This is a genomic window from Brucella sp. GW823-FHT04E01, assembly GCF_058796175.1.
Window position 1 is genome coordinate 664,501 of sequence record NZ_JBXAIK010000003.1, and the last position, 23,515, is coordinate 688,015.

Here is a 23,515-nt window from a genome sequence, read left to right on the forward strand (position 1 = left end):
GGAACTGCCGGAAGAGAAAAGGGCCGCGCCAACAGGCGCAGCCCAAGCTGAAAATTTATTGCTTAAACGAGAGCCAGCGCGTCTTGTGGCTGTCCATGAGGTTGTCGTTCCAACCGTCGATCTTGTCCGAAACAAGGGCGCGCGACGAATAATAGAGGATCGGGATATTGCTCATCTCATCGAGCTTCAGCTTTTCAGCTTCAGCCAGCGTCTTGGCGCGCTCGTTGAGATCGAGAATTTTTTCTGCCTTCGCCATCAGCGCATCGTAGTCGGCGTTCTTCACCTTGGAATAGTTGAAGCTCACATTGCTTTGGCTGATGAAAAGGAAGTTCTGCGGATCGTTATAGTCACCGATCCAGCCTGCACGCGCGATATCGAACGGACCATCGTCGCGCATGAAGTTGAAGTAGGTCGCACCTTCGGTTTCGTTCAGTGAAGCCTTGACTCCGATATTGCCGAGCTGATCGGCGATGGCGGCCATGGTATTCTTGTTGTTTTCCGAGGTGTTATAAAGCAGTTCGATCGAAAGTGTGTTCGGTTCGACGCCAGCTTCCTTCAACAGTTCCTTGGCCTTGTCTTCGCGTTCCAGCATGTCGTCTGAATAGTCGAGCTTCGGCGCATCCTTCACATAATTGGCGATGCCCGGAGGAACCATCGAATAGCCCGGAAGCATGGTGCCCTGCCAGACCTGATCGGCAATGAAATCACGGTCGATGGCCATGGAAATCGCCTGGCGGACGCGTGGGTCCTTCAGCTTGCTGTCGGCGGTCTTGCCCTTTACCGGCAGATAATAGACGCCGAGATAAGGCGCCATGCGGAATTCCTTGGAAAGGTTCTTCTTCACATAGTCCATCTGCTCGGCCGGAACGTCGGAGCAAATCTGCACTTCCTTCGCCTCAAAACGGCGCATGCAGCTTGCGCGATCCTCGAACGGTATCCAGTTGACCGTATCGATCTTCACCTGATCCGCTTCATAGTAATACGGATTCTTCTTCATCACGATCTTGTCGTTCGGTGTGAAGCTTTCCAGCATATAGGCGCCGTTCGTCACCATCTTGCCGGGCGTGGTGAACTTGTCGCCATTTTCCTCGACGCTTTTCTGGTTCATCGGGAAGCCGGTCTGGTGGGTCAGAAGCTCAAGGAAATACGGAGCAGGGGCGTTCAACGTGACCTTGAGCGTATGGTCATCGACGGCTTCAACGCCGAGCTGGTCAGTCGGCTTCTTGCCACCGGCAATATCTTCGGCATTCTTGATGATGAACAGCATGCTGGCGTACCCGGCGGCTGTCTTCGGGTCCATCAGGCGGCGGAAGGTGAACTGGAAATCACCGGCCGTGACCGGATCGCCGTTCGACCATTTTGCGTCATCGCGCAGATGGAAGGTGTAGACCGTACCGTCTTCGGAAACATCCCAGGATTTGGCAACGCCCGGAACTGCTTCGCCGTTTGCGTTCTGAATAGTCAGGCCGTCATACAAGTCGCGCATGACATTGCCTTCAGCCACCGTCGAGGTGCGGTGATGGTCCAGTGTCGCCGGATCAGTGTCGTTGCCGCGATTGAGAACGACTTCTGCCGAAGCTGCGCCAGCCAGCGCCAGAAGACACACACCTGTCAGTAGAAATTTACGATACATTTGAGAACCCCTCCTTTGAAATTTTTGAAATGGCCCGCATCTTATGGATAAGCGCGCCACTTGCAAGAGAACTTATCAACACTTTGACTTAATTAACATATTCACATTTTCTTGAGCGAATTAAGTGCTCGCATTCTGGTACGGAACTATGGGTTTTCACCGGATTTACAAAGTAGAAATGGCCGCTGAGCGCGCCCGAAAAACGCCGTAATTTCCGCCGTTTGCGACGTTTGAATGTCAGCTGAAACGAGGTGGAAAAAAGGTCCGATTCGCTGGAAGTTACATGCTCGTTTTCAGTGCCATTTCTCTAGTGTTTGGTGCCGCGAATATTCAGGGCTTAGATGTCGATAGCGTCGCAAGCGGTTGTCGCGATGTTTCAGGACAGATGGATATAGGGTAGTTCCATAATACATATTATCTGATTCATGTTGATGCCAAGGGAAGCTTGATCGCTCATGAAAAGAAGCGCCTTTTCAGGCGCCTCCTTCTGTCTGTCTCAGAATGTCCGCTGGAGCGCGATCAGGCCTTGCCACGCGTCTGACCCGTTAAGGACAGACTTTTTGTCACGCCAGCGCACGTAAGAGATTTCGGGCGTGACCGTGAAGCCAGGAACCAGTTCGTAAGCGACGTTTGCCGTCGTGTAGAACGTGTCTGTGGCATCGTAAGAAAGCTGGGCATTGATGATGGCCTTGTCGGATATTTTGTAAGCGCCGCCACCCCAGGCAGCCCAGTCGCCGCCCCATTGACCGTAGAAACTATTGATTGCGCGAACCTGGCCTGCAACTTGTCCGTTGTCGCCTTTGACGTCCATATAGCTGTCTTTGTTGGACTTAAAGCCACCCATGGCCCACACGGACAGCTTGTCATTGATGTTGAGATTGCCACGCAGCTTGCCCGCCCATTTTTCGTTCCGGGCATCGTATGCAGCAACTGTAATGACCGCGCCCCAGTCTTGGGCATATTTCAGACCACCAACGATGTGCGGGGTATAGTCACTGATAGTGCCATCAAAGCCATATTGCTTATCTGTATCGAGATTGTTGCCCTGTTCCAGCGACAGGATCGCCGAAATGCCGTTGCTGCCGGAGTAGGTATAGCTGATCAAGCCTGTACGATAGCCGCCTGCAAGGATCACATCATCGTTAAAGACGTCGCCGAGATACCCCACGAAGGATATGAACGTCGAAAAATCGAGGCCGACACGCAGTCCCGCCAGATCGACATATGCAACGCGCAACGAGCCGGTGGAGCCGGAATCTTTGCCATTGCCCCACTGAAAACGGGTTTCCGCATAGGTTTTTAGTGTGCCGAGCTCCGTTTCGGATGCCGTGCTGGCACGCAATGTGAAACGGGCAGAATTGTCCCAGCTATCGCGCTTGCTGTTGCGCTGGAGATGAGGTGTGCCGTCCTTGTCAGTGAAGCCGCGGCCATAAACATCGTCCCCGCCCTGCATAAGATAGCGGACATAGCCGTGTATACGCAGGCATGTTTCAGTTCCGGGAATATAGAAATATCCCGTGCCGTATGCGTCACAAACCCGGACGTATTGTGTCGATTCCGGTTCCGGCGCGATAACTGCGTCTGCGCCATAGGCTGCAGATGCACTGCATGCCGTCGCAATGCAGCCTGCCAGCGATAAAGTAAACTTCATGTCCCCTCACAAATATAAAAATATGACCGGAAATACTTTCCCGGTCTAAAACGTCGCCAAGGTAAAACAAAAAAATATTTTCTATAATCGCAAATTCTAATAAGCGAATTATAGTGCGTGCTTATATGTGTGCTATTAAAGTAATTATCACAATAAGTAGGGAGTTATTACTTAAAGTAGTAAGATTAAAACAAGAAATATACAGTCGATGCATCTGGCGACTCCGTTTCGGGGTCGCGCCATCAATGGGAGGGCTTTATGCATCGCAGTTTCTTTCTTGCAGGCGCTTGCTGTTTTTCGTTGGCTACCGTCGCGTCAGCCGAAACCGTGTTGAACCGTGATAGCGGCAGCGATCCATCAACACTGGATCAGCACCGTACAACGACGGTCAATGAAAGCGCTTTGCTGCGTGATCTCTATGAGGGGCTTATTACCGAAGATGCAAAGGGCGAGCTGATACCGGGTGTAGCGCAGTCGTGGGATATTTCTCCCGACGGACTGACTTATATGTTCCATTTGCGCGCAGGTGCAAAATGGTCGAACGGCGATCCGGTTACCGCAGGTGATTTCGAATATTCGCTGCACCGTATCATCGACCCGAAGACTGGTGCGGGTTATGCCAATGTTCTCTATGCGATCAAGAACGCCAGGGAAATCAATACCGGCAAGCTCCCACTGGATCAGCTGGGCGTCGAGGCGCTTGACGACCGCACGCTGAAAATCACGCTTACGTCCCCTACCCCTTATTTCCTTTCACTGCTGACCCATCAGACGACCTTGCCGCTAAACAGGAAAGCCGTCGAGAAATATGGCGACAAGTTCACTCTGGCGGGAAACATGGTGTCGAACGGTGCCTATACATTGGCCAGCTTCACACCAAATGCGCAGATCGTCATGAAGAAAAACCCGAACTACTGGGATGCATCCAATGTAAAGATCGACGTGGTGAACTGGATTCCATTCGAGCAACCGGCGTCGTGCATGCGCCGGTTTGAGGCCGGGGAGATCGACATTTGCGGTACGGTCCCCGCCGAGCAGATGGACTACATCAAGTCCAATCTGGGGCATAATCTGCGTGTCGCCCCCTATTTCGGCACCTTTTATGTCAGTGTCAGAGGCGAACCGGATAGTAAGTTGCGCGATCCTCGTGTGCGTGAAGCCATATCGATGGCGATTGATCGAATGTTTCTGGCCAATGAAATCCGGCGTGGCATGATGATGCCGGGTTATTCGATGGTGCCTCCCGGTACTGAAAACTATGTCGTGGACGCGCCCCGGCTGGATTACATGAATATCGATATTCTGGATCGTGAGGACAAGGCCAGGGAATTGCTGAAGGAGGCCGGTGTCGCACCGGGAAGCCTGTCGGTCAAGCTGCGCTATGCCACTTCGGTCAACAACAAGAACACGATGATTGCTATCGCAGACATGCTCAAGAATATTGGCATCAATGCTTCACAGGACGAAGTCGAAGGCGCGACTTATTTCAATTATCTGCATGAAAAAGGCATGTATGATTTTGCCTATCAGGCATGGATCGGCGATTACAACGACGCTTATTCCTTCCTGAGTATGTTCACGACCGACAATTATTTCAATAATTCAGATTGGTCGAACAAGGATTATGACGCGCTGATTACAAAATCGGAAACGATGACCGACACTGGAGCGCGGGCTGAAACCCTTGCTCAGGCTGAGCGCATTCTGCTGAAAGAGGTTCCGGTCATCCCACTGCTCTACCCTTCATCACAAGCGCTCGTGGCAGATAAGGTTGAAGGCTACAGCGACAATCTGATGAACATACACGCAACCCGCTGGCTGTCTCTTCAAAGCAAATGAAATAAAGGCTGGTTGTATGGCCATCGCGCGGACGGGTTGCGCGGTGGCCTGATTCCAATGTTTCAATCAAAACAGGAAATGCTCTAGCATAGCACTTTCAACTGAATCAGTTTCCGACGAGATCAAAACGGTGGGGTATGAAACCAGCAATCGAGCAGCTCTTTCCCGGCTTTGAGATGCGGGAAGTGGAAACGAATGATGTTCGTTTTGCGGTCATGACTGGTGGTAAAGGCCTGCCGGTTCTGTTGCTGCACGGTTATCCGGAAACCATGGCTGCATGGCATCGCATTGCCCCTGAACTCGCCCGCTCCCGCACAGTCGTCGTGCCTGATCTGCCGGGCTATGGACGAAGCCGCATCACGTCCAATCCGGTTGGTGCCGGATCAAAACGCCGGATGGCCGCTAGTCTGGTCGCGTTGATGCAGGCGCTCGGGCATGAGCGGTTTGTTGTGATCGGGCATGATCGCGGTGGGCGTGTCGCCTATCGCATGGCATTGGATCACCCGGACAATGTGGTTGGACTGGTATCCGTGACGGTCGTACCGACTCCGGAAATGTGGGAAGGCGCCAGCAAGGCTTTCGGCATGGGGGCGTGGCACTGGTTCATGCTGGCACAGCCCGAACCGCTGCCTGAAATGCTTCTTTCCGGCAATCCTCGTTTCATGATCGATACGACCTTGCAGAAGATGGCGCATGGTCTCGACAAGCTGCATCCGCTTGCACTTGCGGATTATCGGGAAGCCTTTGACAGTGCGGAAGTCCGGCACTGGATATGCGAGGATTACCGCGCAGGCGCAGGTGTGGATGAAGCTGACGATCTTGCGGATCGGGCGGCAGGACGGCGCATTCATGCGCCGGTTCTGGTTTTCTGGGAACAAGGCCGACGCTATGGCGGCGGGCGCGAACCGCTCGATATATGGGCAGACTGGGCCATCGATGTTGACGGCGAAGGACTGGCTGGCGGGCATCTTCTGCCTGAGATGGCCTCAGGTCCAATACTGGCTCGGTTAGACCCGTTTCTGCGGAGAATCGATGCCGGTGCATTGGCGGCAGAACAAGTACGTGACCGTTAATCTTATTGAAAATCCCGCTATGTGACTTTATGCGAAAGCAATCTTCCATATTTTTCCGTGGCAGAGACGTAATGAAATTTTGTTTGCCGGGCCTAGCAGGAAATCTGTTGCGCCAGGCTGACACCCGCATCGGAGGAGAACCGGAATGGATTTCACCCTGACACGCCGTCAGACATTGATGGGACTTGGTGCGTTGGGCATCAGCACGGCTTTCGGCTCCCCTGCCCGCGCCGCGACGCGAAATCTGGCCGTTCTCCATCTGGCGAGCCATGCGCCGAGCTATATCGCGCACGAGCGTGGCTATTTCAAAGATGCTGGTCTCGATATCGAGTTGAAGTTCTTCGAAGCCGCCCAGCCCATGGCTGTCGCCATCGCATCCGGCGATGCAGATTTTGGTGTGACGGCAATGAGTGGCGGGCTTATCAGCCTGGCCGACAAGGGCGCGATCAAGGTCATCGGCGGTGCGCTTGCAGAAGAAAAAGGCATTACCGGCAACGTCATTCTGGCCTCCAACAAGGCCTATGAAGGCGGGCTAACGGAACCGTCCAAGCTGGCGGGACACAGCTTCGGCATCACCACGGCTGGATCGTCATTCCATTTCATGGCGCACAAGATCGCCAAGGCCAACAATATTCCTCTTTCTGAAATCCAGCTGCGCCCATTGCAGAAGCTCGGCGCTGTTGTCGGTGCCCTGTCGACCGGGCAGATCGATACCTGGGCCATCCAGCCCAATATCGCCAAGAAGCTCATCCGTGAGGGCGCTGCAAAGCAGATCGGTCTCGTCTCCGATTATGCGCCGGATTATCAGGTCACGACAGCATTCACGTCTACTAAGAATGCGTCCGACGAGCGCGCCATGACCGAAGCCTTCGTCAAAGCCTATTCCAAGGCAATCGACGATTATAATGCGGCCTTTGTCGACAACACTGCAGACGATGCAGCGCGCGACGACATTGCAAAGATCGTGCACAAATATGTCGAAAGCGACAGCCCGTTCGAGACGGCAAAACAGAACCTTATCGATGGTGCTATGCGCATCAACAAGGGGCTGGCCTTGTCGCTCAACAGCTGCGTGGAGCAGCTCGACTGGTTCCGCTCCGAAGGCATGGTCAAGGAAGCTGTCACACAGGAAAAGCTGTTCGACACATCCTATGTCAAGACAATTTGAAACTGGCTAAGGCTGGTTGAAACTGAACATTCCGTGCCCGACAGGTTTTGTCGGGCGCAAAGCCCGACGACAGGTATTCCAAACCGGGATGCGCGTCAAAACAACGAGATAGAGCGCGGATTTGATCCAATCATATCGAAACGCGCTCTAACGTCGAAGGGCGGACTTTCTGACTGGAGTTGAAATGGATCTGCAACTGAAAAACATCAGCCATTCTTATGGTCCGGTCGAAGTTCTCAAAGATATATCGCTTACCATCCCGCAGGGGCAGATCGTCTGCCTGATCGGCCCTTCGGGCTGCGGAAAGTCCACGCTCCTGCGTTTTCTGGGCGGTCTTGAGCGGCCATCCTCGGGCGAAGTGCTGCAGATAGGCTCGCCGCCGAAGGATTCACTCAATCCCCTCACTTATGTTTTCCAGCACTTTGCGCTGCTGCCATGGCGCAGCGTGGAAGGAAATATCAAGCTGGTGCTGGAGGATCATGGTCTTGGCCGGGCGGAAATGGACAGGATCGTAACCAATGTTCTGGAGCGCACCCGGCTGTCGGATTTCCGACAGGCATTGCCGAAGCAGCTTTCGGGTGGCATGCGCCAGCGCGTGGCGATTGCACGCGCCTTGTCGGTACGCCCTGCCGTCATGCTGATGGATGAGCCCTTGTCGGCGCTCGATAGCCAGACACGGGAACTGCTGATGGATGATCTGATTGCGCTGTGGACGCGCCAGCCATTCACCTCGGTCTATGTCACGCACAATCTCAACGAGGCGGTGCGGCTCGGCCATCGAGTGGTGGTGCTGTCGCGACGACCGGGACGGATCAGGGAGATTGTCGATATCGATATTCCGCTTTCCGAGCGTCACCTTGGCGACCCCGTTCTGGAAGAAAAGCAGAAGCAGCTCTGGGAGCTGATGCGGGCGGAAGCGCAGGCAGCAGATCAGGAGTTGATCAATGGTTGAGATCGCAGAAATGAAGCAGTCCAGCCAGGATGTTCGCCCGGTTCCTTTCCGGGGGGGCGGTTTCGCACCTCAGCCGGTGCGCCACATGGCCCTGATCCTGTTTATAGCGCTGCTGGCGCTGGCGGAAATCGGAACCCGCAGCGGCTTCATATCCAATCTGACATTGCCGCGCCCATCCGCCGTGCTGGAAACCTTCGTCCAGCTCTGGCAGACCGGCCTTCTGTGGCAGCATCTGCTGCCATCGCTGCGGCGGCTTGTTGTCGGCGCCAGTCTCGGTATCGCGGTCGGTGTGAGTCTCGGGGTAATGATCGGCTTGTTCAGCTATGTCCGCGCCGGTCTGGTGCCGCTCGTTGCTGCTCTCTTCCCGATCCCCAAGATCGCACTCCTGCCACTCTTCGTGATCTGGTTTGGCATCGATGAAATGTCGAAATATATGCTCATTGCCTTCGGCACCTTTACGCCCACCGTCGTCGCCACTTACGGCGCGGTCGATAATGTGGATCGTTCGCTTGTGCGCATGGGCCAGAGCTTCGGTCTTGGATGGTGGTCTATCGTGCGCAAGATCATCCTGCCCGGCGCATTTCCTGCGATCCTGTCCGGGCTGCGAGTGTCGATCTCCATCGCCATCATTCTGCTGGTCGCAGCCGAAATGCTCGGCGCCCAGTTCGGCGTCGGTTCCTATATCCTTGAAGCCGGATCGCTCTACGATCTTGAGAAGCTGTTTGCCGGAGTCACAATCCTGTCGGTGATGGGACTGATCGTCAATTTCATCATCGGGCAGATCGAGAAGCGTTTCTTGACCTGGCGTGGCTGATCGCAATAATATTTCGTATAGACATATTATTGTCGACAGAATGAAATGTGTTGTCCGCTTTTCGTTGCATGTTCTTACCGGGACGTTATACGAAGGGACTCTATCGCAAATTTTTGCGTCTCATTTTAGATGCCAAGATCCCGCGTCTTGTCTGTTCCCCCATTCATGAGGCGCTACCCGAAAAGGAGCGGAAATATGAGCCGTTATGGCAAAGCACATCGTAAGTTCACCGGATGTGACGAGCGATGAGCGCCGAACCAAGCCGTATTCAGCCGGAAGAAACACGCAAGACTGCAATCGCGCTCAAGGATGTGCAGATTTCGTTCAAGCTGGCCGATGGCGGCCGCTTCGATGCTGTCGCCGAAAGCAATCTTGAAGTTGCTGAAAACGAGTTCGTGGCGATTGTCGGTCCGACCGGCTGCGGAAAATCCACATTGCTCAATGCCGTTGCCGGGCTTCTCGTACCGGCCAGCGGTACGGTCGAAATCAGCGGCCAGCGGCTGCAGGGTCTCAATCGCAAGGCAGGTTATCTTTTTCAGCAGGATGCCCTCATGCCCTGGAAGACTGTCTTGGACAATGTCTCCATCGGGCTGGAAATTGCAGGCACCTCGAAGGCTCAGGCGCGCGAACAGGCCCGTGAGTGGCTCGGCCGCGTCGGTCTTGCAAGTTTCGGCGACCGCTATCCGCATATGCTGTCGGGTGGACAGCGCAAGCGCGTCGGCCTTGCGCAGGTGCTGATCCGCAATCCGAAATATCTGCTGATGGATGAACCCTTCGGTCCCCTCGACGCACAGACGCGGGTTATCATGGGCGACCTTCTGCTGGACCTGTGGTCGCAGGACAAGAAGGCGGTCATGTTCGTGACCCACGATCTGGAAGAGGCTATCGCGCTGGCGGATCGCGTCGTCATCATGTCCGCCGGGCCGCGTGCCCGCATCATGGCCGAATATAAAATCCCCCTCGCCCGCCCACGCGAGATTTCCGAAATTCGTCTCGACGACAAGTTTCACGAAATTCATCGCGAAATATGGAGCGCGCTCAAGGAAGAGGTTCTCAAGGGCTATCAGCAGACGAGTGGGGAAAAGAAATGAAAAAGCCTATGCTGTTTTTGGCGCAGCTCAGCGTGGCTGTCGCCGTTATTCTGGTCTGGCACCTCTTCACCGCCACCCATCTGCTAGGCAATCCGGCCAAGGCGAAGTTCTTCTTTGCGACGCCGGGCGATGTGGCGCAACGCATCTACAAGTGGTTTGCGGAAGGCACGATCTGGTATCATCTCGGCATCACGCTGCTTGAAGCCATGCTGGCCTTTGCCATTGGCGCAATTGGCGGCGTGCTGATCGGGTTCTGGTTTGCCCGCAAGCCTTTGCTCGCGGCGATCTTCGACCCTTATGTGAAGGCAGCCAATTCGTTGCCGCGCGTCGTGCTGGCGCCGATCTTCGCGCTGTGGCTTGGCCTCGGCATCTGGTCGAAGGTGGCGCTCGGCGTCTCGCTGGTCTTTTTCATCGTCTTCTTCAACGTCTATCAGGGCGTGAAGGAAGTGAATCAGACAGTGCTCGCCAATGCGCGTATGCTTGGCATGAACGAGCGCCAGCTTCTGCGCAATGTCTATCTGCCATCGGCGCTGTCTTGGATGTTTTCAAGCCTGCATACGGCTGTCGGCTTTGCCGTCGTCGGCGCGGTTGTCGGCGAATATCTCGGCTCGTCGGCAGGTCTCGGCTATCTGATCCATCAGGCGGAAGGCGTGTTCGACGTCACCGGTGTCTTTGCCGGTATGCTGGTGCTGACAGCATTCGTACTGCTCATCGATTGGGGCGTGTCCATCGTCGAGGAGCGCCTGCTTGTCTGGCGCCCGAAAGCTGCCGGACACAACGGTTAAGAGGATTCAAGGAGGAAACCATGAGGACAACACGTAGAGATATATTGCTGGGCGCCGCCGCCTTCGGGCTGGCGGGTATTGCCTCGCGCCTGCCTGCCTACGCGCAGGATGCATCTGCGACGCCGGAAAAGCCGGAGCTGATGTTCGGTGTTGGTGGCAAGCCGCTCTTCTATTACCTTCCCCTCACCATTGCCGAGCGCAAGGGCTTCTTCGAGGAAGAAGGCATCAAGGCGACTATCAATGATTTCGGTGGCGGCGCAAAGTCCTTGCAGGCGCTGATCGGCGGTTCGGTCGATGTGGTAACCGGCGCATACGAACACACCATTCGCATGCAGAACAAGGGACAGGACATCAAGGCCGTCTGCGAGCTTGGCCGCTTTCCGGGCATCTGCATCGGCGTGCGCAAGGACCTCGCAGGCGAAATCAAGACGATTGCTGATCTCAAGGGCCAGAATGTCGGTGTCACGGCGCCGGGCTCTTCAACTTCGCTGCTGCTGCAATATGCGCTCATCAAGAACGGTCTGGCAGCAGATGCCGCTTCGATCATCGGTGTCGGCGGTGGCGCAAGCGCGGTCGCAGCCGTCAAGAAGGGCGAAATTGCAGCCCTCGTCCATCTTGACCCGGTCATCACGCGCCTGGAAGTGGATGGCGACATCACCTTGATTCTGGATACGCGCACCGAAGAAGGCACGCGCCAGCTTTTCGGTGGCACCAATCCGGCCGCGACCGTTTATGTGCAGCAGAGCTTCATCGATGCAAATCCGGTAACGACGCAGCGGGTCGTCAACGCTTTCGTCAAGTCGCTGAACTGGATTCACAAGGCTTCTGCCGATGACGTGGCTGATGCTGTGCCGGAAGAGTATCTGCTGGGCGACCGCGAGCTTTACAAGACCGGCTTCGAGAAGTCCCGCGCCATGTATTCCGAAAAGGGCCTGATTGCGGAAGACGGCTTCAAGAGCCTGTTCGAAATGCTCAAGGCGCTCGATCCGGAACTGGCAAGTGCGGATATCTCATTTGCGCAAACTTTCGATCCACGTTTTGTGGAAGCCGCAAAGGCATAATCCGCTTTGGGCAGGGGTATTCCCTGCCCTTTGCACCCTTCGTCGCCGGAAGTTCAAAAGCGGCTCTTGGCAAAGCGCTCCTGCAGCCATTGGGCGGCTGGCCCCTGCCGTCGCCGCTTGTTCCAGATAAGCTCAAGCGCGACCGGATGCGCACCTTCGTCGAACTGCAGTTTCGGAATGACGAGTTCCGGCGCCAGCGGTGAATCCTGCAAGATATGTTCGGGAATGAATGCCCAGCCGATCCCCCGCGTGAGGATCTGAAGGATAACCCAGTGGCTTTCCACCCACCAGACTTCGGCACCCACCCGCAGACGACGGCTTTCAGCCGTATCGCTGTGCTTTCGGGCCATGATCTGGCGAAACGATCTCAAATCTTCCCAGCTGACCGCCGTATGAGCCAGTGGATGCTCTCGCCCGCAGACGAGAACCAGAGGCACCCATCCGATGGTGTGGAAGCCAAGTTCATCCGGCATCTGCTCGGCGCGCCACATCACGCCGAGGTCCGCCTTTCCTTCCAGCACAAGCCCGCTTATTGCCGTTGACGGCGGAAAAGTCAGCTCCAGTTCGACATGCGGGTATTCCTGCGCGAAGGCTGCAAACAGCGTCGCGATAGCCGGTTCGGGATAAAGCTCGTCGATTGCGACCACGAGACGGCTTTCAACATGATCGCCGAAATTTCTGGCGACGGAAATCAGATGTTCACGCCGGGCAAGCAGCAACCGCGCTTCCGGCAACAGCCGCGCACCCGCCTCCGTGAGCACCGGATTGCGGGATGCACGGCTGAACAGCTTGACGTCGAGATCGTCTTCCAGCGAGGAAACCAGCACACTGACGGCGGACTGCGCCTTGCGCAAATATCGCGCGGCAGCGGAGAACGAGCCGTGATCCGCTGAGGCCACAAAGGCTTCTAGCTGTTCGAGTTCGATACTCATTTATCGCAAATCCAGATAGTATCTAACTTTTCTTATCGCCAGAATAAGATAGAAGCACGCGCATTAACAACAGGGATTAAAGGAAATGCGCAGTTTTATGGACCGTGTCCGCCACGCAACGATGTTCGAAATCATCGGTCTGGCGATCTTCATACCCGGTTCCGCCTTCATTCTGGACAAGCCTGCAGCAGAGATGGGCGTGATCGGGGTTGTTTCGGCAACCACTGCAACCGTGTGGAATTTTCTGTTCAATCTGGGCTTTGACAAGGCGATGCTGCGTTTCACGGGTAGCGTCAACAAGAGCATGGCTGTCCGTGTTCTTCACGCAATCCTTTTTGAAGCCGGATTGATCGTGCTGCTGATCCCGTTCATCGCCTGGTATCTGGGAATTTCGCTGATTGCCGCCCTTGTGATGGATATAGCGATTGTCGTTTTCTATCTGGTCTATGCGTTTGTGTTCAACATTGCATATGACAGACTGTTCCCGCTACCGCTCGGGCAGACCGCAGAAGCGGTTTGACATCGCTTCAAGAGTGACGCGGCCGCGCCTTAGAGGCTGAATCCAAAAGCGGCATGTGTGTGCGAAAATGGTGATTTTCGAGCACCGGAGCACAATGTACTTTTGGGTACATGAGCACCGGAACGGAGACAAATTGCCATTTGCAGCCACACAGGGCGAGTTTTGGAGTGGGCTTTCAACAGGGGGCGCGGCGTTTGCGCAGGTTTGCCTGCCGTTGCTCCCAGGCGATGAGCAGCAGGCTTGCCAGCACGATGAGGAATGCACCGGCAAACACATTTGCTGCCGGAACCTCCGCCCAGATGAGATAACCGTAGATAAAGGCCCAGATGAGCCCGCTATATTCCACTGGCGCCAGCGCCGAGGCGGGTGCATGGCGAAATCCTTCATAGAGAAGGAACTGGCCGAGTGTCGATACAAGTCCCAGACAGATCATCAGAAGCCAGCCGGAGAGATCGGGGTCCTGCCATGTCCACGGAAAGGACAGCGCGCAGGCCAGACCGAAAAGCAGGCCGGTGGCATACATCTGCGTCATCGTGGTTTCGCTGCGGCTGACGAGCCGGACCAGGATCGTGCTCCACGCCCAGCAGAAACCTGCCACGATGCACATGGCGGCGGGAATGAGATTGGGCGAATGGGTGGGATTAGCAGCAACCGTTACACCGACAAAACCTACGGCGCAGGCGATCCACCTCCCCGGTCCGATTTTCTCCTTGAGCACGAGGATCGACAGGAACATGACCATGATCGGTGCGGAGAAATAAAGTGTGGTCAGTTCTGCCAGCTCGAGATGGCGGGCCGCATTGTAGAACAGCAGCCACGCGCCAAGCATAAGTGCGGCACGAAGGACGATGGTGTTGCGATATGGGCTTCGGAAAATGGACGGATGGCGGCGATAGCGTATCAGTACGCCGGTAATGACTACGATCACCAGACTGCGCATGAACAATATCTGCGGCACCTGATAGGTCGCGACGAGCCATTTTACCATCGCGTCCTGAAGGGCGAAACAGGCGTAACCGCCGCAAGCAAGCGCGATGCCTGCGAGCGGTCTTGAGTTAACTGACCCGGTGACCATGGATTCCTCGATCCGGCCCTAGAATCCCTACTGCGGAAAGGGCCACGAACGCTGAATTTGCAGGACTGGAGCGTGTAAGCAAGGGGCTGATATATGACGGCCGCAGACAGATGTGCCAATGTAGCCGGATTGCAACAAATTGGGAGGCTAAAACACCAGAGATCGATGCGCCGCAGTTCCTGCCGTCACGCCATCAGCGACCGACCAGGCGACGCTGTGTGCGCCACGGGTAATATCGCCCGCCGCAAAAATGCCTGGTACCGTTGTCGTCTTCAACCCGTCTGTCTGTATCGTTCTGCCGAGTGGCAGTTCATCCATTGCGCAGCCGAACGTGTCGGCAATCTGGCTATTCAGCCAATTGCGTGGCCCGATGTAAAGCGCATTGAGTGGGACCAGTCGCCCGTCTTCAAGTTCGATCTCTGAAATGTCGATCCCCTCGCCGTGCAACGCACGGACCGGGCTGCGTTCTATCTTCACGCCGCGCCGTTCCAGTTCTGCGAATGCCTCCGCATCCGGCTCCAGTCCCTTGTCAATGAAGAAGGTTGTCGATCCCCATTCGGAGATCAGCATGGCCTGATGCACCGACATCGGCGACATATTGAGAACGCCAAGCTGACGGTCGCTGAATTCATAGCCGTGGCAATAAGGACAATGAATGACGGAATTGCCCCATCGCTCCGCGAGGCCGGGAATATCCGGCAGTTCATCCGATATACCGAAAGCAAGGATCAGTCTGCGCCCTTCAACGATTTCGCCGCTATCAAGTTCGATCGCGAAGTTGTCGATTTCGCCACTACCGGAAACGGCCTTCCCTTGTGTGAACGTGACAGTCGGATAGGCTTCGACCTGCGCTTTTGCCGTTTCCAGCATGGACAGCGGGTTGCTGCCGTCCTGCGCAAAGAAACCATGCGAATGTTCGGCGAAACGGTTGCGCGGTTTTCCAGCGTCGATCACGCGGACAGATCGTCTGCCGCGCGCCAGATAGGTTGCGGCAGACAAGCCAGCGAAGCTGCCGCCGATAATGATTGCATCATGATGCATGACTGCTCTCCAGATCGAATGTTACGCCGCGCTCCAGCGCGCGCTGATGAAAATCCGCGCTCAGCATGGCGAGCGTGACCTCGCCAAAACGCTCCAGAAGAAGGTTTTCGGCGTCGGTGAATGCCTTGCTGAGCGAGGCATTGACTGCCTGCTCCACCAGACAGCCCGGCATTTCGGTGCGGTTTCCCATGGCCAGAAGCGCTGGTTCTCCGATGGCCTCGTAAATGTCGCGCAAGGTAACCTTATTGAGGTCGCAGGCGATCTCCCACCCGCCGCCATGTCCCTTTTCCGAGCGAACATAGCCCTGCTCTCGCAGGCCGCCCATGACACGTCTCACGACGACTGGATTGGTGGTCATGGCCTTGGCGAGAACCTCCGATGTGACCGGCCCTTTATGTTCCGCCATGTGGAGAAGGACGTGCAGAACGCCCGATAATTTGCTGTCTCTTTTCATGTAACTATAAATGTTACGAGAATCAGTAAATGTCAACACAACCAGTGAAAAGCACTGGGTCAGATAAATGTGATCGTTACGGAGTGGTTTGGATTATCTATATATTTCAGGCTTGTAACGGCTGCCAAGACGGTAACGATTTCCGGCATAGATCAGCTTGTTGACGGTCGCAACCGTTTCACCCGTCCATGTCCGGCGGTCCAGAAGCAGGCAGGCAATACCATCATCGAGACGCAGCAGACGCGCAATTTCCGCGTCTGGTGTTATCGCCGAAATGACCTGCTCAACCTCGGTCATCGGAGTGCTTTTCTGAAGATAATCGTAAGTCGTGATAGCCCGGAAGTCCTGCAATTCGTAATGCTGCACGAGACTCGTATTGACGAACCGCTCCTCAAGCTGCACCGGCACCTCGTTTTCGAGGTGCACGATCAGCGAATGGGCGATGGGGATACTCTTATGCAGTTCGAACGCATTGAGCAGTTCGGGCGTCGGTTCGATAATGTCGAGGGTGACGACTTCGGCGCGGTGCTGCCCGCCACGCGCCTTGATTTCATTGGCGATGTTGACGACTTCGATCAGCGTCGTTTCCGGCTTCGGGGGCGCGACGAAAGTGCCGACGCCCTGAATACGCTTCAATATGCCCTGATCGGTCAGTTCGCGCAGGGCCCGGTTGACGGTCATCCGGGAAATGCCGAGTGCATCCACCAGTTCATGTTCCGAAGGCAGGCGATGATTGCCGGGCCAGCGACCGGAGCGGATGTTGTCCAGCACCTGCGCCTTGACCTTCTCATAGAGCGGCCCGGCGGTTTCGGGCAGTTCCATGTCGGCGGCATGATGGGATTCCGATTTGTCGCCAGCACCCATGAGTCACATCCCTGTCCGTATGATCGTTTTCAAGCCGTCCGCTTCACCGGCAATCAGCCGGGCATAGGCGTCCGGAACCTCATCGAGCGATATTTCCCGGTCGACAAGCTGCAACAGCGACGCCTCAAGATCGGGCAGGATTTTTGCAATTTCACGCAGTTCGTCCTGATAGGCATGGCAGCCGATCAGGCTGATCTCCCGCTCGACCAGACTATTCGGATCAAGCTCGATCCTGCCGTGGGATATGCCGACAAGTGCGAGTGAACCGCCGCCGGAAAGCACGTCGAGCATTGCCTTGAGGACGCCGATATTACCGGTGGCATCAATGGCATAGCGGATTGGCTGGCCATCGAGTGCGGCTTCAATTGCCGCCTTGTCGAGCGGAACCTTGGTTGCGCCGGTGACAGTTGAAACAAGATTGGCGCGCTGCTCGTTGCGGTCGCAGACCAGCACCGGACCGTCATGCAGGCGGGAAAGAAGAAGCGCTGCAAGCCCGCCGATTGGCCCGCAACCCACAACGAGGACCGCCTCGCCCGACGGTACGCGCTGCTTGCGGATGGCGTGCAACGCCACCGAAAGCGGTTCGCCCATGGCGGCGACCACCGGGTTGATGGCCGGATCGTAATGAACGAGGAGCCGTGCAGGAAGTGCTGTCTCCTCGGCAAAACCGCCATCGCAGACTTCACCGATGAACCCCAGCGTTTCGCAGACATTGTGCCTGCCGCTTTTGCAGGACTGGCATTCGCCGCACCAGTAGCGGGAGTCCGCGATCACCGTCTCGCCGGGTTTGAAGCTGGTCACGCCAGCACCAGTTTCGGTCACTACACCTGCAAATTCGTGGCCTGCGACCGAAGGCGAACGACTGATCCACTGCCCGGTCATGAAATTATGCAGATCGGAGCCGCAGATACCGGCAGCCGACACTTTCAGCCGGACCCAGCCCGGCTCAGGCCGCGACGGCGGGTCGATTGTCTCGACCCGCAAATCCTTCGCCGCATAAAGCCGGACAGCCTTCATCGTCAGCCTCCCCGGCTCTTTCTAGAGGTAATCCTTGCGGATTTCTGACACGGCGTTCTCGTGTGAGGAGAACCCTTCGTAACGCGCCAGTGTGCGGGCATGTTTTGCAAATTCCGGATAGGCGGAAGCCGTCACATAGCCGATGGACGAACGCTTGACGAAATCCGTTACCGAAAGCGGACCATAGGTCCGCGCCCAGCGGCTTGTCGGCAGCACGGCGTTCGGGCCGAGGCCGAAATTGCCGATGACGACCGGCGTGTGCGGTCCCATCAGGATTTCGGCAGCTTCTGTGATATGGCCGAGATGCGCGAACGGATCGGTCGAAAGAAGCTCCAGATGTTCCGGCGCATAGTCGTTGATGAACTTGTAGCTCTCTTCTACGGAAGACGTCAGGACGATGCCACCATATTTGCCGGTAAGCACGGTCTTGGAGAAGCCGACACGCTGTTCGGTCATGCGCGCCCAATGGTCCGGCAATGCGGCAAGCGCCTCTTCCGCGACGCGGCGGCTATGCGTGACCAGCCATGCGGAGGAATCCGGGCCGTGTTCGGCTTCGATCAAAAGATCGAGCGCCGCAAGGCCACCTTTCACCGTATCATCGGCAAAAATGACAGCTTCAGAAGGTCCAGCTGGCAGGCCAGGATCAATGACGCCGCCAAGCAGGCGCTTGGCTGCAACCACCCATGGGCTGCCGGGGCCGACGATCTTGAGCGCCGGTTTCACCGTTTCCGTGCCATAGGCGACAGCAGCGACTGCCTGCGCACCGCCGACCTTGTAGACGGTTTCTACACCTGCCAGCCGTGCTGCAACGAGTGTTGCGGCATCGACCGAACCATCCGGCGTGGGCGGAGTGACGATGGCAAGATCAGGCACGCCTGCAACGACAGCCGGAACGGCGGTCATCATGGTGACGGACGGAAAGGCTCCCTTGCCACGCGGAATATAGAGCGCGACGGAGCGGATCGGGGTGAAGCGGTCACCCGCAAAGGCGCCCGGACGCATTTCCTTCAGCCACATGGCCTCCGGCTTCTGTTCCTCGTGGAAATGGCGGATATTGTCGATGCCGAACTGGATCGCCTCGATCACGTCCTTTTCCACCTTGTCGAAAGCGGCATCAAACTCGGCTTCCGTTGCCTTGATGTTCGCCGGATCGACTTCTGCCTTGTCGAGATCGCGCGCAAAGCGGACAAGCGCCGCGTCGCCTTCGGTGCGAACGGCTTCGATGATCGGCTTAACCTTCTCGATAAAGCCCGACAGGTCGGTTTCCGAGCGCTTGAGAAGTTCGGCGCGCGCTGCGTCGTCCAGTTTAGCCAGTTCGTGAAAAGAAACATCGGACATGATCGGCTCCTTGTTGGCTGCGGTGGTGGCGCAACCCGTCATTTCGATTTGAGGAAGATGTCGAGCCCGACCAGCCGGTCGAGCAGGAAGATAGCAGCAGCGGCACAGGCGATGAAGACGACGGAGATGGCCGCAAGGTCCGGTGTGATGATGGACCGGATCGAATTGTAGATCTGCACCGGCAGCGTCACGATGCGTGCATCGACCAGAAGCAGGCTTACCAGAAATTCGTTCAGCGCCAGAATGAACATCAAGAGCGAGCCGCTGATGACGCCCGGCACGACGACCGGTAAGGTGACGAAGAAGAAGGTCGAGATCGGCCCTGCTCCGCAATTGGCGGCGGCGAGTTCCAGATCGGCATCGAGATTGGCCGCACTTGCCGTTACGGCCCAGATCATGAATGGGAGATTGATGACGCAGGCTGCAATCCCGACCGGCCAGAGCTGGCCCAGAATTCCTGCCTGACCGAAAACCAGCATAAGACCGATTCCGGAACCGATCAGCGGAATGGTGAAGGGCAACAGCAGATAAATCTGGATTGTCTTTTCAAACCGCACGGCATATTTCGCCAGCGCTATGCCAGCGAGCGTTCCGACCGGAATGGCGACAATGGTGCAGATGAAGGAGACGTAGAGCGAGCGCAGAAATGCATCCCAGAGGTCGCTCGTTCCGGCGATCTTCTGATACCATTTCAATGAGAACCCTTCCGGCGGGAAGGTAATCATGTTGCCGGATGTGAAGGATGCGCCAAGCACCACGATGGTCGGTGCGGAAAGCAGCACCAGAACGGCGATCACGAATGTCCATATGACGATGGATTTCGACAGTGGCGAGGTCATTTGCGCGCCCTCCCCATGGCCAGTGTGCCAGCCCCGAACAGCGTGAACACGATCCCGACAAGGATGGAACCGACGCCGACCAGAAGCAGCGCAAGCGTTGCGCCCAGTCCCTGATCGGATGTGCGGAAGAACTGGTCATAGATCGCATTGGCGATGAAATCCTGCGACCCGCCGCCCAGAATAGCCGGTACGGCAAAATCAGTGAGCGACAGCGTCATTACCACCAGTCCCGCGCCGATCAGGCCCGGACGGGCCATAGGCAGGACGACGTGGGCGAAGGTCCGCAGCCAGTTCGCACCGAGCGAACTCGCCGCCGCTTCCATTTCCTCCGGTATGGCCGTCAGGGCTGGCGCCAGCATCAGCACGGCGAATGGCAACATATATTGAATGAGGCCGAACAGAACTGCCGGATAATTATAGAGCAGCCGCATTGGCGCGATACCGACAAAGCCAAGCGCTTCATTGACCATGCCCTGATTGCCGAGAATGATGAGCCAGCCATAGGCGCGCACGACCTGACCGATGAAGAAGGGCAGGAACAGCGCGATCAGCAGGAATTTGCGCAATGCAGCCGATGGCGTGCGCACCATGAGATAGGCATAGGGAAATGCCAGAAGAAGCGTGAATGCGGTCACGACGAGCGAGCCGAACAGGCTGCGCCATGCCACGGTTGCAAAGAGGCTTTCCGTCAGTGCGCGCTTGTAATTGGCGAGCGTGTAATAGTCCGACATCAGGAATGTCGAGGTGTCGAGCGTGCGCAGGCTGGTATCCGCGATCTGGATCAAGCCCAGCACCAGCAGTCCGACCAGAGCAATCGCCGGAAGCAGCATCAGATAAGGCACGGCGCGATTGAACCGCGCGGGCCACAAAAAGGCTGCGATTGCTTCCAGCGCGTCCATGATGCGCCATGTCATGGGATAGGCAGTGCGTGCCGCTCGCATGTTTCAATTCCTGAATGTTTGTCCGAAATGTTTGCCCGAAGATGTCGGGCATCAGGATCGCCCTTTCGGGCGACCCGTCTTGCTTTCATGGAGCTGGATCAGCCCTGCATGATGGCCTTGAACTTCGAGAACCACTCGCTCTCGTTTTCCACCTGCACCTTTGCCGAAATACGGATGAGGTGTTTGAAATCCTCGTCCTTGGTCGGATAGGCCGGATCGTTCACCAGATCGGCGGGCGGGGTCAGGCCCGGCACGACACCCGGCAGACCGAGGCCGTCGAGCCAGACCTGCTGCGCATCCTTGGTAAGGGCGAAATTGATATATTCCTTGGCCCAGTAAAGCTCGTTTTCCGGCAGGCCCTTTGGAATCCAAAGGCCGTCGGTGTCGAACTTCGCGCCCTCTTCCGGAACGGTCCAGTCGATCTTGACGCCGTTCTTCTGGGCTTCGCGCGCATTGGTGGAAATGGTGCAGGCCAGATCGATTTCGCCCTTCTGGAACCAGGTGGTGAAATCCGGGTCTTCGCCGAGAAGCGGCTGTTGCTGCTTCACCTTGGTGATGAAATCCCATGCGGGCTGCATGTTGCCCGGAATGTCTTCCAGCTTGCCACCACCGGCAACCTGCGCAGGGAAGTGGAAGCCGATGCCATCATTATAGAGCGCAATGCGTCCCTTGAACTTCGGATCGAGCAGAGCGTGCCACGACTTCGGCGGGCCATCCGGGAAGGCTTCCGGACGATAGGCCAGCACATAGACATAGCCATATGTGTTGACGATCGGATAGCCGTCGAGACCAACCGGCTTGGCAAGATCGGTGGTGTTCTTGAGGTTCGACAGGTCCGACAGGTCTTCCGTCACGCCGCGCAATGCCGATTTGGTCGCATTGGTGGTCGTATCCCAGTTGACGTGGATCGGTGGAACACGCTTCTGCGCGACCGCAGCCCAGAGCTTCGGCTGGATTTCGTTGTCTTCCGTCAGGTCGTGACGGATGGAAATGCCGGTCTTGGCGGTAAATGGATCGGACACGCCCGCTTTAAGCGCCTCCACCCAGCTACCACCCCAGGCGCGCACGATCAGTTCCTTCGGCTTAGCTGGCTCTTCAGCAAATGCGCGCGACAGGCCGAGCGATGTCGTGCCGGCTGCAGCGGCAAAAGCGCCTGCGCTCTGCAGGAAGCGGCGGCGGTCGAGTATCAGAAAAGGTTTCTTCAGATTGCTCATTTTGTTTCTCCTCTGGAGTTTCCCCGTAACGTTTCAATTCATGCGGCAAAGACGATGAGATCGCGGGCGTTCCAGCCAAGATGCACGGTTTCACCTTCCGCAAACTGGCTATGGCCGATGGGATCGTGGTCGAAGACGCGCATCAACACATCTCCCAAGGCAGGAACCTGCAATTCATAGACGATGCGTTCGCCTTCAAAAATCGCGTCGGTAACGATGCCTTCAAGCACGGTATCGAGTTCTGCATGTGCCGCGGCGCTGCCGCCGATACGGATCTGTTCGGCGCGGATTGCACACGAGACATTTGCGCCGGAGCCAATCGGTTCGCGCCCCTCGCCTGCCATGCCTACCAGAGCTATTCCGGCATCGACCCGCACGAAATTGCCGTCGAGCGAAGACGCCTTGCCGGAAATGAAATTGGTGACGCCGATGAAGTTCGCCACAAAGGCGTTGGACGGATTGCGATAGGTCTCGGATGGCTGCGCCATCTGCTGAATTTCGCCGCCATCCATGACGATGATTTCGTCAGATACGACGAGCGCTTCGCGCTGGTCATGGGTGACATTGATGGTCGTAACGCCAAGTTCGCGCTGGATACGGCGAAATTCGAGCTGCATTTCCTCGCGCAGCTTGCGGTCAAGCGCTGCCAGAGGTTCGTCGAGCAGAAGCAGGTCCGGTTCGAAAACGAGGGCGCGCGCGATGGCGACACGCTGCTGCTGGCCACCGGAAAGCTCGTGCACGCGCCGTCCGCCGAGGCCGTTCAGACGCACGAGGTCGAGATAACGCTCTACGCGCTCGGGGATCGAACGCGCATCGAAGCGGCGCATTTTCAGCGGAAAGGCGACATTTTCAGCGGCCGTCATATGCGGGAAAAGCGCAAGCTTCTGGAAAACCATGCCGATGGAGCGCTTGTGCGGCGGTACGGCGCTGACAGCTTCATCGTTGATGAATATTTCACCGATGCTCGGTTTTTGGAAACCGGCGATGAGGCGGAGAAGTGTCGTCTTGCCGGAGCCGGACGGCCCGAGAATGGTCAGAAAACGGCCCTTGGCGAGATCGAAAGATGCCGCACGCACGGCATGGAAGCCGTTATAGATCATGCTGACATTGTTGACCGATACGGCAGCCGGTCCGTTGGAGACTTTACGGCCAGTTCCGGTTTCGGTTGTATTCATCGTTGTTTCCCATTTCAGTCAAAGCACCGGAAGGTACT

General features: G+C 56.5%; 22 protein-coding genes and 1 pseudogene. 9 read left to right on the top strand and 14 right to left on the bottom strand.

Translation table 11 applies throughout. The features are described from left to right. Positions 1-55: 55 nt before the first annotated feature. Together AC1RHM_RS13530 and AC1RHM_RS13535 are read right to left on the bottom strand one after the other, a co-directional pair. Positions 56-1,633 (bottom strand): peptide ABC transporter substrate-binding protein, encoded by a 1,578-nt coding sequence (locus AC1RHM_RS13530; RefSeq protein ID WP_010658796.1) that lies wholly within the window; start codon positions 1,631-1,633, stop codon positions 56-58. Positions 1,634-2,129: 496 nt separating this feature from the next. Beyond that, positions 2,130-3,284, bottom strand: coding sequence for a porin (locus AC1RHM_RS13535; RefSeq protein ID WP_010658795.1), 1,155 nt, complete (start codon positions 3,282-3,284; stop codon positions 2,130-2,132). A 258-nt stretch (positions 3,285-3,542) separates the two neighbouring features. On the opposite strand from AC1RHM_RS13535, the gene AC1RHM_RS13540 reads away from it, so the two are divergent. From AC1RHM_RS13540 to AC1RHM_RS13575, 8 genes are all read left to right on the top strand, one after another. After that, positions 3,543-5,123, top strand: coding sequence for a peptide ABC transporter substrate-binding protein (locus AC1RHM_RS13540; RefSeq protein ID WP_151576588.1), 1,581 nt, complete (start codon positions 3,543-3,545; stop codon positions 5,121-5,123). Between the two features lie 137 nt (positions 5,124-5,260). Beyond that, positions 5,261-6,196: an alpha/beta fold hydrolase gene (locus tag AC1RHM_RS13545; RefSeq protein WP_010658793.1), complete on the top strand. Its 936-nt coding sequence runs from the start codon at positions 5,261-5,263 to the stop codon at positions 6,194-6,196. Between the two features lie 145 nt (positions 6,197-6,341). Continuing rightward, positions 6,342-7,364: an ABC transporter substrate-binding protein gene (locus AC1RHM_RS13550; RefSeq protein ID WP_492332564.1), complete on the top strand. Its 1,023-nt coding sequence runs from the start codon at positions 6,342-6,344 to the stop codon at positions 7,362-7,364. A gap of 184 nt (positions 7,365-7,548) precedes the next feature. Next, positions 7,549-8,316 (top strand): ABC transporter ATP-binding protein, encoded by a 768-nt coding sequence (locus AC1RHM_RS13555; RefSeq protein WP_010658791.1) that lies wholly within the window; start codon positions 7,549-7,551, stop codon positions 8,314-8,316. Beyond that, positions 8,309-9,130, top strand: coding sequence for an ABC transporter permease (locus tag AC1RHM_RS13560; RefSeq protein WP_012092987.1), 822 nt, complete (start codon positions 8,309-8,311; stop codon positions 9,128-9,130). The genes AC1RHM_RS13555 and AC1RHM_RS13560 overlap by 8 nt, the downstream gene beginning before the upstream one ends. Positions 9,131-9,375: 245 nt before the next feature. Further along, entirely contained in the window at positions 9,376-10,221 is an 846-nt protein-coding gene (locus AC1RHM_RS13565) for an ABC transporter ATP-binding protein (protein ID WP_010658789.1), read from the top strand. Next, a complete protein-coding gene (locus tag AC1RHM_RS13570; protein ID WP_029927414.1) occupies positions 10,218-11,006 on the top strand; it encodes an ABC transporter permease in 789 nt (262 codons plus the stop codon). The genes AC1RHM_RS13565 and AC1RHM_RS13570 overlap by 4 nt, the downstream gene beginning before the upstream one ends. A gap of 20 nt (positions 11,007-11,026) precedes the next feature. Further along, a complete protein-coding gene (locus AC1RHM_RS13575; RefSeq protein WP_010658787.1) occupies positions 11,027-12,067 on the top strand; it encodes an ABC transporter substrate-binding protein in 1,041 nt (346 codons plus the stop codon). 53 nt (positions 12,068-12,120) lie between these two features. Here the strand turns inward: AC1RHM_RS13575 and AC1RHM_RS13580 are convergent, their stop codons facing one another. Further along, positions 12,121-12,999: a LysR family transcriptional regulator gene (locus AC1RHM_RS13580; RefSeq protein ID WP_010658786.1), complete on the bottom strand. Its 879-nt coding sequence runs from the start codon at positions 12,997-12,999 to the stop codon at positions 12,121-12,123. Between the two features lie 85 nt (positions 13,000-13,084). Here AC1RHM_RS13580 and AC1RHM_RS13585 point away from each other — a divergent pair, with 85 nt between their 5' ends. Next, a complete protein-coding gene (locus AC1RHM_RS13585) occupies positions 13,085-13,519 on the top strand; it encodes a PACE efflux transporter (protein WP_012092982.1) in 435 nt (144 codons plus the stop codon). A 9-nt stretch (positions 13,520-13,528) separates the two neighbouring features. Here the strand turns inward: AC1RHM_RS13585 and AC1RHM_RS13590 are convergent. The 11 genes and pseudogenes from AC1RHM_RS13590 to AC1RHM_RS13640 all read right to left on the bottom strand — a co-directional run. Continuing rightward, a pseudogene (locus AC1RHM_RS13590) lies at positions 13,529-13,659 on the bottom strand (flagellar basal body P-ring protein FlgI); the annotation flags it as partial. Between the two features lie 35 nt (positions 13,660-13,694). After that, entirely contained in the window at positions 13,695-14,594 is a 900-nt protein-coding gene (locus AC1RHM_RS13595; RefSeq protein ID WP_010658784.1) for a DMT family transporter, read from the bottom strand. A 147-nt stretch (positions 14,595-14,741) separates the two neighbouring features. Further along, positions 14,742-15,635, bottom strand: a complete 894-nt coding sequence (locus AC1RHM_RS13600; RefSeq protein WP_010658783.1) for an NAD(P)/FAD-dependent oxidoreductase — start codon at positions 15,633-15,635, stop codon at positions 14,742-14,744. Continuing rightward, positions 15,625-16,089, bottom strand: a complete 465-nt coding sequence (locus AC1RHM_RS13605; protein ID WP_012092979.1) for an Rrf2 family transcriptional regulator — start codon at positions 16,087-16,089, stop codon at positions 15,625-15,627. The genes AC1RHM_RS13600 and AC1RHM_RS13605 overlap by 11 nt, the downstream gene beginning before the upstream one ends. Positions 16,090-16,182: 93 nt before the next feature. Next, positions 16,183-16,953, bottom strand: a complete 771-nt coding sequence (gene hutC, locus AC1RHM_RS13610; RefSeq protein WP_010658781.1) for a histidine utilization transcriptional repressor HutC — start codon at positions 16,951-16,953, stop codon at positions 16,183-16,185. A 3-nt stretch (positions 16,954-16,956) separates the two neighbouring features. Next, the gene (locus AC1RHM_RS13615; RefSeq protein WP_010658780.1) at positions 16,957-17,970 is read right to left on the bottom strand and encodes a zinc-dependent alcohol dehydrogenase; all 1,014 of its coding nucleotides are present in this window, start codon (positions 17,968-17,970) and stop codon (positions 16,957-16,959) included. Between the two features lie 21 nt (positions 17,971-17,991). After that, positions 17,992-19,308: a histidinol dehydrogenase gene (gene hisD / locus AC1RHM_RS13620; RefSeq protein ID WP_010658779.1), complete on the bottom strand. Its 1,317-nt coding sequence runs from the start codon at positions 19,306-19,308 to the stop codon at positions 17,992-17,994. Positions 19,309-19,346: 38 nt separating this feature from the next. Then, positions 19,347-20,147 carry an ABC transporter permease gene (locus AC1RHM_RS13625; protein WP_010658778.1) on the bottom strand — a complete coding sequence of 267 codons (801 nt, stop codon included), beginning with the start codon at positions 20,145-20,147 and terminating at the stop codon, positions 19,347-19,349. Then, the gene (locus AC1RHM_RS13630) at positions 20,144-21,088 is read right to left on the bottom strand and encodes an ABC transporter permease (RefSeq protein ID WP_010658777.1); all 945 of its coding nucleotides are present in this window, start codon (positions 21,086-21,088) and stop codon (positions 20,144-20,146) included. Before AC1RHM_RS13630 ends, AC1RHM_RS13625 begins: the two co-directional genes overlap by 4 nt. Before the next feature lie 98 nt (positions 21,089-21,186). Continuing rightward, positions 21,187-22,302, bottom strand: a complete 1,116-nt coding sequence (locus AC1RHM_RS13635; RefSeq protein ID WP_010658776.1) for an ABC transporter substrate-binding protein — start codon at positions 22,300-22,302, stop codon at positions 21,187-21,189. 38 nt (positions 22,303-22,340) lie between these two features. Beyond that, positions 22,341-23,477 (bottom strand): ABC transporter ATP-binding protein, encoded by a 1,137-nt coding sequence (locus AC1RHM_RS13640; protein ID WP_010658775.1) that lies wholly within the window; start codon positions 23,475-23,477, stop codon positions 22,341-22,343. Between the last annotated feature and the right edge of the window lie 38 nt (positions 23,478-23,515).

What these genes read in the sequence shown, in the direction of transcription:
- AC1RHM_RS13530 (WP_010658796.1), bottom strand. Translation starts at nt 1,633, where the DNA reads ATGTATCGTAAATTTCTACTGACAGGTGTGTGTCTTCTGGCGCTGGCT.
- AC1RHM_RS13535 (WP_010658795.1), bottom strand. Translation starts at nt 3,284, where the DNA reads ATGAAGTTTACTTTATCGCTGGCAGGCTGCATTGCGACGGCATGCAGT.
- AC1RHM_RS13540 (WP_151576588.1), top strand. Translation starts at nt 3,543, where the DNA reads ATGCATCGCAGTTTCTTTCTTGCAGGCGCTTGCTGTTTTTCGTTGGCT.
- AC1RHM_RS13545 (WP_010658793.1), top strand. Translation starts at nt 5,261, where the DNA reads ATGAAACCAGCAATCGAGCAGCTCTTTCCCGGCTTTGAGATGCGGGAA.
- AC1RHM_RS13550 (WP_492332564.1), top strand. Translation starts at nt 6,342, where the DNA reads ATGGATTTCACCCTGACACGCCGTCAGACATTGATGGGACTTGGTGCG.
- AC1RHM_RS13555 (WP_010658791.1), top strand. Translation starts at nt 7,549, where the DNA reads ATGGATCTGCAACTGAAAAACATCAGCCATTCTTATGGTCCGGTCGAA.
- AC1RHM_RS13560 (WP_012092987.1), top strand. Translation starts at nt 8,309, where the DNA reads ATGGTTGAGATCGCAGAAATGAAGCAGTCCAGCCAGGATGTTCGCCCG.
- AC1RHM_RS13565 (WP_010658789.1), top strand. Translation starts at nt 9,376, where the DNA reads ATGAGCGCCGAACCAAGCCGTATTCAGCCGGAAGAAACACGCAAGACT.
- AC1RHM_RS13570 (WP_029927414.1), top strand. Translation starts at nt 10,218, where the DNA reads ATGAAAAAGCCTATGCTGTTTTTGGCGCAGCTCAGCGTGGCTGTCGCC.
- AC1RHM_RS13575 (WP_010658787.1), top strand. Translation starts at nt 11,027, where the DNA reads ATGAGGACAACACGTAGAGATATATTGCTGGGCGCCGCCGCCTTCGGG.
- AC1RHM_RS13580 (WP_010658786.1), bottom strand. Translation starts at nt 12,999, where the DNA reads ATGAGTATCGAACTCGAACAGCTAGAAGCCTTTGTGGCCTCAGCGGAT.
- AC1RHM_RS13585 (WP_012092982.1), top strand. Translation starts at nt 13,085, where the DNA reads ATGCGCAGTTTTATGGACCGTGTCCGCCACGCAACGATGTTCGAAATC.
- AC1RHM_RS13595 (WP_010658784.1), bottom strand. Translation starts at nt 14,594, where the DNA reads ATGGTCACCGGGTCAGTTAACTCAAGACCGCTCGCAGGCATCGCGCTT.
- AC1RHM_RS13600 (WP_010658783.1), bottom strand. Translation starts at nt 15,635, where the DNA reads ATGCATCATGATGCAATCATTATCGGCGGCAGCTTCGCTGGCTTGTCT.
- AC1RHM_RS13605 (WP_012092979.1), bottom strand. Translation starts at nt 16,089, where the DNA reads ATGAAAAGAGACAGCAAATTATCGGGCGTTCTGCACGTCCTTCTCCAC.
- hutC (WP_010658781.1), bottom strand. Translation starts at nt 16,953, where the DNA reads ATGGGTGCTGGCGACAAATCGGAATCCCATCATGCCGCCGACATGGAA.
- AC1RHM_RS13615 (WP_010658780.1), bottom strand. Translation starts at nt 17,970, where the DNA reads ATGAAGGCTGTCCGGCTTTATGCGGCGAAGGATTTGCGGGTCGAGACA.
- hisD (WP_010658779.1), bottom strand. Translation starts at nt 19,308, where the DNA reads ATGTCCGATGTTTCTTTTCACGAACTGGCTAAACTGGACGACGCAGCG.
- AC1RHM_RS13625 (WP_010658778.1), bottom strand. Translation starts at nt 20,147, where the DNA reads ATGACCTCGCCACTGTCGAAATCCATCGTCATATGGACATTCGTGATC.
- AC1RHM_RS13630 (WP_010658777.1), bottom strand. Translation starts at nt 21,088, where the DNA reads ATGCGAGCGGCACGCACTGCCTATCCCATGACATGGCGCATCATGGAC.
- AC1RHM_RS13635 (WP_010658776.1), bottom strand. Translation starts at nt 22,302, where the DNA reads ATGAGCAATCTGAAGAAACCTTTTCTGATACTCGACCGCCGCCGCTTC.
- AC1RHM_RS13640 (WP_010658775.1), bottom strand. Translation starts at nt 23,477, where the DNA reads ATGAATACAACCGAAACCGGAACTGGCCGTAAAGTCTCCAACGGACCG.